Origin of the sequence: Limnoraphis robusta BA-68 BA1 (assembly GCF_034932365.1) — a bacterium.
Taxonomy (GTDB): Bacteria; Cyanobacteriota; Cyanobacteriia; order Cyanobacteriales; family Microcoleaceae; genus Capilliphycus; species Capilliphycus robustus.
Genome location: NZ_JAYGHR010000040.1, coordinates 1 through 11,995 on the forward strand (window position 1 = coordinate 1; position 11,995 = coordinate 11,995).

At 43.2% G+C, this 11,995-nt stretch carries 12 protein-coding genes; all 12 read left to right on the forward strand.

All coding sequences use genetic code 11. The features are described from left to right. Nucleotides 1-160 precede the first annotated feature (160 nt). Nucleotides 161-490 carry a hypothetical protein gene (locus VB836_RS12695; RefSeq protein ID WP_323219654.1) on the forward strand — a complete coding sequence of 110 codons (330 nt, stop codon included), beginning with the start codon at nt 161-163 and terminating at the stop codon, nt 488-490. A 27-nt stretch (nt 491-517) separates the two neighbouring features. Then, nucleotides 518-991 carry a hypothetical protein gene (locus VB836_RS12700; protein ID WP_323219655.1) on the forward strand — a complete coding sequence of 158 codons (474 nt, stop codon included), beginning with the start codon at nt 518-520 and terminating at the stop codon, nt 989-991. A gap of 38 nt (nt 992-1,029) precedes the next feature. Further along, nucleotides 1,030-1,698 carry a pentapeptide repeat-containing protein gene (locus tag VB836_RS12705; protein ID WP_323219656.1) on the forward strand — a complete coding sequence of 223 codons (669 nt, stop codon included), beginning with the start codon at nt 1,030-1,032 and terminating at the stop codon, nt 1,696-1,698. Nucleotides 1,699-1,961: 263 nt separating this feature from the next. Further along, on the forward strand, nt 1,962-3,044 hold the full coding sequence (iolE, locus tag VB836_RS12710) for a myo-inosose-2 dehydratase (RefSeq protein WP_323219657.1): 1,083 nt from the start codon (nt 1,962-1,964) through the stop codon (nt 3,042-3,044). Nucleotides 3,045-3,074: 30 nt separating this feature from the next. Next, entirely contained in the window at nt 3,075-3,467 is a 393-nt protein-coding gene (locus tag VB836_RS12715) for a YybH family protein (protein WP_323219658.1), read from the forward strand. A 125-nt stretch (nt 3,468-3,592) separates the two neighbouring features. After that, the gene (locus VB836_RS12720; protein WP_323219659.1) at nt 3,593-4,000 is read left to right on the forward strand and encodes a DUF4904 domain-containing protein; all 408 of its coding nucleotides are present in this window, start codon (nt 3,593-3,595) and stop codon (nt 3,998-4,000) included. Nucleotides 4,001-4,143: 143 nt separating this feature from the next. Further along, nucleotides 4,144-5,154 (forward strand): sugar phosphate isomerase/epimerase family protein, encoded by a 1,011-nt coding sequence (locus tag VB836_RS12725; RefSeq protein WP_323219660.1) that lies wholly within the window; start codon nt 4,144-4,146, stop codon nt 5,152-5,154. Between the two features lie 31 nt (nt 5,155-5,185). Continuing rightward, nucleotides 5,186-7,135: a galactose oxidase-like domain-containing protein gene (locus tag VB836_RS12730; protein ID WP_323219661.1), complete on the forward strand. Its 1,950-nt coding sequence runs from the start codon at nt 5,186-5,188 to the stop codon at nt 7,133-7,135. A 75-nt stretch (nt 7,136-7,210) separates the two neighbouring features. Beyond that, nucleotides 7,211-8,617 carry a Dyp-type peroxidase gene (locus tag VB836_RS12735; RefSeq protein WP_323219662.1) on the forward strand — a complete coding sequence of 469 codons (1,407 nt, stop codon included), beginning with the start codon at nt 7,211-7,213 and terminating at the stop codon, nt 8,615-8,617. 124 nt (nt 8,618-8,741) lie between these two features. Further along, on the forward strand, nt 8,742-9,734 hold the full coding sequence (locus VB836_RS12740) for a hypothetical protein (protein ID WP_323219663.1): 993 nt from the start codon (nt 8,742-8,744) through the stop codon (nt 9,732-9,734). 43 nt (nt 9,735-9,777) lie between these two features. Next, nucleotides 9,778-10,800, forward strand: a complete 1,023-nt coding sequence (locus VB836_RS12745; RefSeq protein WP_323219664.1) for an L-dopachrome tautomerase-related protein — start codon at nt 9,778-9,780, stop codon at nt 10,798-10,800. Between the two features lie 162 nt (nt 10,801-10,962). Next, a complete protein-coding gene (locus VB836_RS12750; RefSeq protein ID WP_323219665.1) occupies nt 10,963-11,682 on the forward strand; it encodes a hypothetical protein in 720 nt (239 codons plus the stop codon). Nucleotides 11,683-11,995 lie beyond the last annotated feature (313 nt).

Genomic DNA, 11,995 nt, shown 5'->3' on the forward strand with positions numbered 1-11,995 from the left:
GGGAGACTCACCCCTCTGGAGTAGGTTAGGAAACTAGCTTGCTGTAAGGGTTGTCAATGAATCAGTAATCCAAAGCCGTGAGGCTTGGAGAATCCCCTTTCTTTAGAAATGGGGAGTATGTCAATACCGTTTCCAACAGTTGAAGTTGGGTCAATACTACGTGATCGATAAAGAGAATCCCCTCAACTCCGATCACCCCAATCAACCCACCGGTCAAACTTTTAACGTGGATTGGGACGCCGTTTATCCGGTTTTGGAAGATGCTAAACTCAGCGATTACCCGGAAGGCTCCGAGGTCTACACTCACGCCCAGCAGTTCCAAAAGGCTTACCGTGACTTCCTCGCACAGATTCAATTTGCCTTTAACGGTCATCCTGAAAAGTTGCTACCCGCGATCGCCGGAATGTTCAGACTCAAAGAGTCGGCAACCCAGCTTATTCGCAACCCCATTCCCGGAAAGGAAGGGGTAAATGCGGCTCCAATTTATTAATCATCATTTTGTGGAGGTAAATCACGAGTGGATATTAATTCGCCCGAATTGATGGAGTATTTCTTGGATTTCTCTGTAGCAGTTACCGGATTTTCTCGGTTTCATTTGCTCGGAACTGGTCAATCAACCCTTTACTTTGACACGGTTCGGGGCGTTGTTGGCGCCCAAATGTTGGCGGAATTGCTAGAGACTTTTCATCAGCTTTCTTTGCATAAAATCGCCGACAGTGAGGATTTGGCGGTTCGGGAGATTTTCGCATCTGGAAAACTCGGACCGATCGCCCGCAACATTATGAAACTCTGGTACATGGCGACCTGGGAGGAACTTCCCCTTGAATGGCGGGAAAAATTTGGAACCCCGGTTAATGACGGTACCTTCATTGCCAGTCCCTACGCCTATCAGGAAGGGCTGGTGTGGTCGGCGATCGGCGTTAACCCTCCCGGCGCCAAACCGCCCGGATATGAAAGTTGGAGTTATCCGCCTTCGGTTAGCCTTCGTTAATTGAAAGTTAATTGCTCAAAAAACACCCTCAGTCAAACATGAACATTAAATCTTGGTTTCGCGGACTGTCTGCTGTTGTCTTCACCGTTCTCCTGAGTGTAACGCTCTGGGGTTCGCCCGCCCACGCTTTCGTTGGATCGAGTTACAACCAATTAATGCTCACCAACGAATGTAATGGATGCGATCTGTCGGGAGTTGATTTATCCGGTAAGGATTTGTACGGCGCCGCACTGATTGATGCCAATCTATCGAAGGCAGATCTATCGGGAGCGTTGTTGATTGAAGCCAAACTCAAAGGCGCAAATCTCAGTGGAGCGAATTTATCGAACGCGGAATTATCTGCTGTCACTTTATCGGGAGCCAAGCTAATCGGCGCTGATTTTTCCAATGCCATTCTATACAACGCCCTGATGGATGAAGCAGATTTGTCTGGTGCAACTCTCACCCAAGCCGATGTAGAATCTGCGATTTTATCCGATGCAAATTTATCAAATGCGATCGCAGAAGATGCTAATTTCAACCGTGCAATTTTATCGGGATCTGATTTATCCGGTGGAGATTTTTCTCGCGCTACTATGAGAGATGTCAGATTATCCCTGGCTAAACTTGACAATACCAAGTTATTTGATGCCGATTTATTTCGGGCAAGGATGCCTAATGATACGATTTACAACGGAGATGTCTCCCAGTTTGGCGCTGTTCAGTAAGCCGGGCGATCGCTGCGATGCTTGGTTTTGGTGAACCGACAAATTCTTAACAGCCTTCGGCTACAGGTCGGGATTTAAAATCAATTGAACATTACTGTTAGTTTTGAATCTGGACTCGTAGCCGCAAGGCTCATCCTTTCAAACATTTCCACCGTTCGCACGGTCCAATGACTTGGGATCAAATCCCCATCCAATTCATCCTGTGTGCGTCTATTCTGTCCCCTCAATCTTTCTTCAAGAACAATACAAACCCAGGATTTATCATGGTAAAAATCTCGGAAACCCTCAAACAATTCAAATCGATTTGTAAACCAACTGCTCGTTTATTAGCGTCCTTAGTTTTGGTGACGCTGCTCGGAATTACCACCGCACTTCCCGCTCATGCTGACGACAACACCAACTATTCCGACACGTTAAACTCTTTGGTTCCCACCACCCCGATTTTTAACAGCAAGGAAGTCCGTTTAGGTATTACTCCTACGGGTTGGAGTAACAGCGACGACCTGAGCATCGATCTGGTTCCCCCTATTCCTTACCAACAAATTCTCAGCGAAATGGCGCTGTCGGGGTTTAAAGGTTCTCAAGGCGCTCCCAAATTTCCCAAGGATATCAACGAGTTGAAACGGGAATTTGAAATGCGCGGTTTAACCATTTCTGAACCTTGGGTGGGAACTTACTTCACCATTGGAAATGAAAAAGAAAGCCAAAAAATCTTCAAAGAACAGATGGCTTTTATGAAGAATTTCGATAGTAATGTTATTGTTGTTGCTGAACTTGGCGGCGCCGTTCATCAACAGCCTATCGAACCTTTAAACAACAGACCCAAGTTTACCAATAAACAATGGAAAGCTTTAACTGACGGGTTGAATGACTTGGGAGAACAAGCCGCAGAAGCGGGAATGGTGTTGTGTTACCATCCCCACGTCGGGACAGGAGTACAAAGCCTCGAAGATATCGATCGCCTGATGCAAAATACCGATCCGAAATATCTAAAATTGCTCCTGGATACCGGTCATCTTTACTATGCGGATGTCGATCCTTTGGAAGTTACCAAAAAATACGCCGATCGCATTAATCACGTTCACCTGAAAAACATTCGTCAGGATATTTTAGACGAATCCAAACAGGAAGGACGCAGCTTTTTAAATGCGATTCGGTCGGGAGTGTTTACCGTACCCGGAGATCAGGAAGGGGCGATTAATTTTAAGCCTATTTTTCAAGAACTCGCCAATGCGAATTATAAAGGATGGTTAATTGTTGAAGCCGAACAAGATCCCAACAAAGCCGAACCTTTAAAGTATGCGTTAATGGCTCGGCGTTATTTGCATGAAGTCACGGGTTTGTAGTTCCATTCATTGAAAACAGGAAAGTTTGAGATGCTCTCTAGCGATCGCGACGAAATTAAAAAGGTATTTGAGGAAGTCTACGCCGAAAACGTGAGAACCAAAAATCTCGAAGGTTACGGGGATATGTACACCGAAAATGCCCTGTGGATGGCTCCCGATGTTCCCGATCGCCGAGGTCGCCAAGATATTATCGAAGGGTTTGCAGAAACCATTGCCAACCAGGATATTGACCCGGTTTTCAAGGCTGATGAAATTGAAGTGATGGGAGATTTTGGTTATGTGATTGGCATCTCGAATGCCACCATTAAACCCCAGGACGGTAGCCCCTTAAAAAAGGTCAAGTTTTGCGCTCTCTGGCTAATGAAAAAAGACGGCGGATCGTGGAAAATAGACCGCCAAATTTGGAATAAAAAACCACTGTAATACTAAGTCCGGTTATCATATTTTTCTGATTTACGTAGCCCAGATTTTTGCTACAAAAAGATTGTGTAAATTATTGTAAGTCAGCTTTGAGAACCGGATTTTGTAAATTTGGTTTTTCGCAAATTTTGGAGAGTTTTCAAGTGGATAAAGAACAATATCGCGCCATCATTGAAACCTACTTTGAAGCCTTCGGTACGAGTGATTTTTCCGGGGTTAAGTTCTCATCTGGGATTCAATTTCTCAGTCCGATTAGTCAAAATACTTTCGACGGTGTTGAAGCCGTTGTGAATTTTGTGAGTGACGTTTCGACTCGCGTTTCTGAAGTAAACATTCTGTCAATTACCGTAGACTACCCGACGGCTAGTGGAGTATGGCAGATGAAGACAAGTAAGGGAACTTTATACACGCTCAACAACTTTTTTCGTCTTGACGAAGAAGGAATTGTCTATGTTTGGCCGATGTTCGACCCTAAAGCCATTGTCGATAATCCGAGCGGTTTACTTTCCTGGCTGACCGGTAATGGCTACTACTAAGTCTGGCGTTTTTTGTGAAGGCAAAATCAGAATTCATTTGGATAGGAGTTATTCGAGAAATTGAGCAAGAACGCCAAACATTAACTTCTTTTCCTGTCCCAGCCAAAACTCTTGTGAAAACCTAGAAATTACCAGAAACTAACATGAGCAACTCCAAATCTTTACCCGATATTTACCTCAGCTTTTTTATGTTTACAGCGAACATGAAACCCGATGATTTGGAATATCGAGAAATCATAGTAAAGCATATTAAAAAGTTAAAAAGTTTTGGTTATAACGGTTTTGAATTTCCCATCGCTCCCCCCGGCGATACTCCGAATTTCAAAAAAGATCTAAAAGATTATACCGACCTGCGCCGCCATTTGGACTCCCAAGGATTGAAAGAGGTTAAAATTGCCACCAATGTTGGCGCAACACTAACTTTCGATCCCAGTTCTCCCGACGAGAAAACGCGAGAAAAAGCCCTAGAATATCTGAAATCAAGGGTTGATATTACGGAGGCTTTAAACGGAGAAATTCTCATGGGGCCTATTGTGGTTGCCTATGGCGATTTTCCCACCACAGACTCCAAGGAAATGATTTGGAGCGATCAGTTACAAGAACTGTTAGAAATCCGGTATAAAACCGCCCAACCGGTTCTCGATGAACTCGGTGAATATGCCGCAGAAAAAAACGTTAAATTGGCGATAGAACCGATTACCCATTGGGAAACGCCCTCCTTCAATAAATTATCTCAAGTGATCGAGTTTCTCAAAGGGGTTAAAAGCCGACAAGTGGGAGTGGTAATTGATAGCGCCCACGAAATTTTAGACGGCGACGGCCCCGAGATTTTTAAAACCCAAGTTATGAAACTCGCAGAACAAAACCGACTGCATTATGTTCAAGTTTCTCCCCCTGATCGCGGCGCTTTGCACACCAGTTGGCTGCCCTGGAATTCTTTCCTAAAAACGATTTTACCCGCTTATGACGGACCGATCGCGATAGAAGTTTTTAATGCGATTCCCCCCTTTACAGAGTTGATGCGGTTGAGCCGGCGGAAGTTTTGGATACCGGGAGAAGATGCGGAAAATGCCCATCCGAACGCCTACGAGATTGCCGATGCTGGCATCAAAAAAACCCGGGAGGAAATCAAAAAAGTTCTCGGGATTTCTTAACCCTCAAATTTCCCTTTTCTGAGTTTTAATAATGGCAACCAAACCCCTCAGCAAACCCCTCAAAGTTCTTTCGATCTTTTTGATATTTGTTCTCGCTTTTACTCTGATCTTTATCGATGGGAAAACGGCGATCGCCGATTCTCTCCCCGGCAGCAAAAAAACGATGGGATACTGGGAAACCCTTCCCATGCCTCCCGTTAGCGATCGCCTACAGTCGGTCCATACAATTCTGTTGCCCAACGGTAAAGTTTTGATGGTAAACGGCAGCAGTTTTCGCAGCACCCTCGTCGAAGAAAACGGCAAATATTCATTTATTGAGGGGGTCGATCCGACGAACTACGACGCTATTAATAATACCGGATTATTCGATCCTAAAACCGGCGAATTCAAGCGCATTCCTTCCCCCCCAGCATTGCAAAATGGGACGACTAACGATCTGTTTTGTTCGGGTCACTTACAATTAGCTGATGGTAATGTTTTATTTATCGGAGGAACCGGACGTTACTATCCGGGGGGAGCATTTACAGGCACAAAACAGATCAATTTGTACGACTGGAAAACCGAAACCTGGAAAAATTTGGGGGAGATGAAAGACGGGCGTTGGTATCCCAGTTTAGTTCCCCTCGCCGATGGTAAAGTCGTCATTTTTTCCGGTTTAAAATGGGGCGGACCCAATCAAATTAATTCCAGCATTGAAATTTACGATCCCAAAACCAAAAAACTCCACTACATCGACCCGACAACGATTGAAAACAGTCCGTTTAATACCCTCGTAGAAGATGAAGACGTTTACGATAGTATCGATCTTTATCCTCGGGTTTTTCCTTTAGCCGATGGACGGCTGTTAATGACCGGAGATGAGGCGGGAATTGCGGGGGTATTAGTTCCCCATCTCAGCAAAAACAGCTATTTAATGAGCATTGAAGAAGGGGAAAACGGCGAACTTTCTGTTAGTTTTGAACGGGGTCCGGATCGGGAAGAAACGAGCAAAGCCTACGGAACCGCCCTGCAAGTTCCCAATTCTGAAGACGTATTACTTTTGGGCGGTATTATCGGCACCAATAGCATTAGTTTTGGTCGGGATGGAGATATATCGGGATTTCCGGGCGCGAGAATTTCCAGCAGTTTGCAGCGCTGGGTTTCTCCCGAAAATAGCGGAGAAAAAAATGGGAAATGGGAAATTTTTCCCGATTTTCTTAATCCTGCCAGAGCCAATTTACAAGCAGTTATTTTGCCGAGCAAAGAAATTTTGGTCATCAACGGGGGCGAATATCCCGAATACAAACCCGTTTACCAGCCTTTGTTAATGACCCCCGATGAAACGGCCGAATCCGGTTATCAAACCACGCCGTTAAACCCGGCAAAATTACCCAGATTGTATCATAATGGGGCCGTGTTGTTGCCGGATGCTCGGGTGTTAGTATTGGGAGGAAATGCCAACCGAGCCGCACGGGAAAAAGACGGGACGCTTCATGTGGATGTTGTCGGCGATCAAACCACCTTTTTCGCCTTTGCCAAGTTAAAAAACAAGTCCGGTAAACCCGAGGAATTTGACGTAGAAACCTTTTACAACGATCCCCAATATTATTATTTTGTAGAAAAAGATCGAGAGCCGTTTGTTCCGGCGGAAATTTGGCAGGGGGAAATCTTTAGCCCTCCCTATTTATTTAAGCCTGGAATGCGACCGAAAATTCTCACCGCCCCCAAGGTACTCAAATACGGTCAGCCGGGAAATATCACCGTCGAAAATGGCACGAAAGAGGCGTCTTTGGTTCTGAATAAACTCGGTTCGATTACCCATTCTTTTGATTACGGACAGCGCCTGGCTGAGATGCCGATATCGGTTTTAAAAGAGGGAGAGTTGGTTTTATTTACCGCTCCAGAAAACGCCAATCTTTATCCTCCCGGATATTACATGATGTTTTATCTCAATGATGTCGGCAAACCTTCCCGTGCCAAAATTGTAAAACTTGAGAAATAATCCCAGAATTTTTCTCAATCTTTGTTTTTTGATCAACGCTTTCACCGATAACCTTCGCAAAAAGGGTTAAAATTTATGCCGCTAAAACCGGAAGATTTAAGCAATATTCCAGAAACCGGAATCGATCCCGAAAATCCCGGCAAATATCAAGGGTTACTGGAAGATTTGCAGGGAAATATTTTGAAAGGACACGGACGGGATTACAGCGTACACCTGTTTTTACAGTGGGATCGTGAACAGAGCGATGACGCCAAACAGTGGATCAAAACCTTTTCCCAAACCTATGTAAAATCAGCAAAACAGCAATCTGATGATGCTTTACGTTATCGAAAAGAGGGGATCTCGGGCGGGATTTTTGCCAATTTTTTCTTAACTCGCAAGGGTTATGAGGCGCTGGGATTTGCACCCTTTAAAATTCCCAAAAATCAGCCCTTTACGATGGGGATGAAAAACCAGCAAATTCGCGGTTTTCTGGGCGATCCGGAGGTTGAAAAGTGGGAAATAGGCTTTCAAAAGGAAATTCATGCTTTAATTTTAATCGCTGATGATGACTTGAATAACTTGCTGCAAACGGTCAATCACATCTGTCAAGAACTGCGACAAATTGCGGTAATTTTGCACCGTGAAGATGGGTTTATTCTCAGAAATAAAGCCGGACAAATTATCGAACATTTTGGCTTTGTGGATGGGGTCAGCCAACCTTTATTTATCAAGCGAGAGATTGTGAAAGCGCAAGTTAACGACTGCGGTTTTAGTCAGTGGGACTCTCGCGCACCTTTAGATATTGTTTTGGTCAAAGATCCCAACGGGAAAACTGAAGACAGTTACGGGAGTTATTTGGTTTATCGAAAACTCGAACAAAATGTTAAAGGTTTTCGCGAAGATCAAGAAAATCTCGCCCGAACTTTAAACATAAAAGAAGATTTGGCGGGGGCTTTGGTGGTTGGTCGTTTTCCCGATGGAACTCCCGTCACTAAATCGGATATTCCCACCTATGCAGTGACTCCGACTAATAATTTTAATTACGATGAGGATGTTTCGGCGACAAAATGTCCGTTTCACGCTCATATTCGCAAAACAAATCCTCGCGGAGATACGGGACGGGTCGAGTCTTCCCCCGGTTATGATGAATCTTTAGGAATTGAGAGAAGCCATCGGATTACCCGTCGGGGGGTTAGTTATGGAGAAAAAGACCCCAACCAAGCGCCCGAAAGGGGTTCGGGATTGCTGTTTCTTTGTTTTCAAGCTGATATTGAAAACCAGTTTAATTTTATTCAGGCGAGATGGGCAAATCCCAATCGTTTTGTTAAAGTTGGTGTCGGTCCTGACCCGTTAATCGGTCAACCCCAAGGCAGCCAAAAATGGCCAGAAAAATGGGGTGAAGAGGATACAAAAGATCACTGTTTCAAACTCTGGGTATCGATGAAAGGGGGAGAATATTTCTTCGCGCCCAGTCTGAGTTTCTTGATGAAATTGACTTAGATTGTCAAAGTTTTTTTAGCCTTTATCATTATTTTTTTGGGAAAGTTACCGGATAAAGGCTATCTCTAATTTGTGATTGGGATAGAGCTATCTTTTTGTTTACTATTGAATCTTGAGGAAAGTTATGACATTATCTACTGTAATCAGCATTGCCATCAGTTTGAGTTTTATTTACTTTGTTTTGAGTTTGATCACCTCAGAAATCCAAGAGGTTATCGCTTCCGTTTTGAAATTACGCGCCAAAAACTTGAAAGAATTTATCATACATCTTATTGGAGAATCTGAGAATAAAGATAATTTAAAAATCACCAAAAAACTTTATAATAAATATTTAACAACAACCTCAAAATCCCAGTCGGATTATCAGGAAAAAATTCCCAAATTAACTTATATTTCTCCTAATCAATTTGCGAATAGCTTAATAGGCATATTAAGAGAAGAATTAAAATTGAATAATAAAGAAGAGGATTATTTGGATGATTTAACTAAGGTCGCCGATAAAATTAAGGAGTCCCCTTTACCTGAAAAACTTAAGAATGAGATCATTATAGTCCTAAGAAATGCCAATGCTAAGGTTGTAGAACCCGAAAAGAAATTTGAAACATTACAGCAAGAAATTGAAACTTGGTATCAGAATTCAACAGAATACGCTTCGCGGCTTTATCAAAAAAAAGCTATCATTCTTTCTCGGGTTGTAGCTCTTCTGCTGGTAATTATGTTTAATATTGATACAGTCAATATTATCGATCATTTATCCAAGAGTGAAGTTTTATCTTCCACCTTCAGCAGCACAGTTATGGGAGTGATTCAATCGAGTGACAGGAACGATTACTGTTCAGAAAATGATGAAACATTGGATTTTAAAACTTGCATGGAAGGGATTGAAGATGAAGTTCAAATCCTTTTGGATCGTGTTGATAATTTACCGATTGGTTGGAATTGGTCTGATCCTTGGAAAGAACAGTTTACTCCCTTAACTACTGGAAAGGTAATTAATGCGATAACGGGTTGGATGATCAGTGCTATTGCCATTTCTATGGGCGCTCCATTTTGGTTTGATATTCTGAAAAATTTAACCCGTCTCAAATCAGAAAAATCATCAAAAAATGAGTCCTAAAAATTATGATTTTTCCAACTAAGTCAATACAAATAACAGAGTTATGACCAACTTATCTCAGTCGATCAATGTGGTGGCGGAATTAACTGTAGCCCCAGGTAATATTACTATCACACCAAAGGGTCGTATTTTTCTCAGTCTTCACCAGTTTTACAATCCCGATTTCCACGTCGCTGAACTGGTTAATGGAAGTTTAGTTCCTTTTCCGGGTGAAAACAAACAAGGAGTTACTTTTGAGGCGGTTTTAGGCATTCACTGCGATCTTAATGGTTGTCTGTGGATACTCGACAACGGCAATCAAAGTCAGTTCGTCCCGAAACTGGTGGCTTGGGATCTGGATAAAAATCAACTCGCAAGGGTTATTTATTTACCTCCCCCCATTACCCGTTCTAACTCCTTTGTTAATGATTTAGCCGTCGATTTAACTCGCAATGTTATTTATATATCCGATCCGATTTCCGGCACAGAATCAGCCCTAATTCGAGTCGATTTAAACACGGGATTAGCCACACGTATTTTACAAGGGCATCAAAGTGTAATTCCAGAAAATCTAGATCTAATTATTGATGGCGTTGCAGTTGAAATTAAACAACCCGATGGCAGTTTGATTCGTCCTCATTTGGGGATAAATGGCCTTGTTCTCGATGTTAACAATGAATGGCTGTATTTTAATCCCATGCACAGTACCAGTATGTATCGCGCCAAAAGTGCGGATTTGTGCAATCCCGATTTGAGCGATGAGGAACTAGCCAGTCGGGTTGAACGATACAGCGATAAACCGATTTGTGATGGGATTTCCATCGACCAAGATAACAATCTCTATGTGGGAGATTTGGCTGCTAATGGCGTAGGAGTAATCAAACCAGATCGCTCCTACCAACTGTTAATTACGGATGAAAAATTATCTTGGGTAGATTCTTTTAGTTTCGGATCAGACGGTTATTTGTATTGTAATTGCAATCAATTACACCGTTCTACACCTTTACATGGCGGAAAGAATATTGCCACACCGCCTTATTATATTTTCCGCCTGGAACCTTTAGCGCCGGGAATCGTTGGGCGTTAAGAAACTCTAGCTACAAAAGTCAATAGTGTATTGAGGAATAGGTGGGGTAGAAATGACCGATCTACAAGGGATTTTTAGGTCAATTTCATGTACACAACACAAAAGGTACTTATAAGGAACTCAAAATCAATAAAATTTCTGACCTCTGTTGTTATTGTCTTGATGGCGATCGCATTGATCGGGTTTAAACCGAGTGTTGCATTGGCTGATAATGCCCTATGCGCTCCAGGTTTTCCTTCGGTTTGGGCGACTTCAGCTAAAGACTTTCTTGGGACTTCATTGAATCAGAAATCTAACGTCTATTTCACGGGAGCCGAAGGTATTCTCACCGAAGTCTTTTACCCAACAGTAGATCAAGTGCAGAATGTTGATTTGCAATTTCTCGTCACCGACACAGCCAAAACTTGGGGAGATGAAGAACGCAAACAAAAACAACATCAAATTGTTCAAGTCAATAAGCGAGCAATGGTGTGGCAAGCAACTACCACCGATGATGATCGGCGATGGAAAATCACCAAAAAGTTTTTTACCGATCCTGAGCGTCCGACGATGATTCAAAGAGTCACCTTCGAGGCTTTAGAACCCGGAAAAACCGTCAAAGACTATAACGTTTATGTTCTCAGTAATCCTGCCATTAATAATAGTGGCAGTGGCACTCAGCCCAACCAACCCCCAGTCTGTAACGGTACTGCATCTGGAGGTTCAGACAATTCCCGGACGCTCACTTCTGGCGATCATACCTTTTTAGTTGCATCCGAACCCAATTCAACTTCTTCGGCGTTGGCGACTTCTTTACCTTGGAAAAAGGTTAACAATACCTTGATGGTTTCTAACGGTTTCGTGGGAAACGACGATGGTTATACCGACCTTATTTTGTATTGAGGTAGCATGGACTGTAATGTGAGTTCCTGCCTCATCTAACTCCCAATTATTTAATTGGAGAATTCTCTCCCTGCCCTCTCCACCTCTCCCCATCCCTCTCCTACCTCTCCCTAACCCTCTCTATCCCCCCTGCCCCCCGATGATCGGGCAGGGCCGTTTCATTTTCCCCCGAAAAATGGCAGGGCCGTTTCATTCTCGGTTCAAAAATGCGATCGCCAAATCTTAAAAGCCTTTCTCTGTAAAGAAAAGGAGGATTATTTCAACAGTTTTGATATTTTCTGTTTAAATAGAGCCTAAAACTTGCCCCCCATCA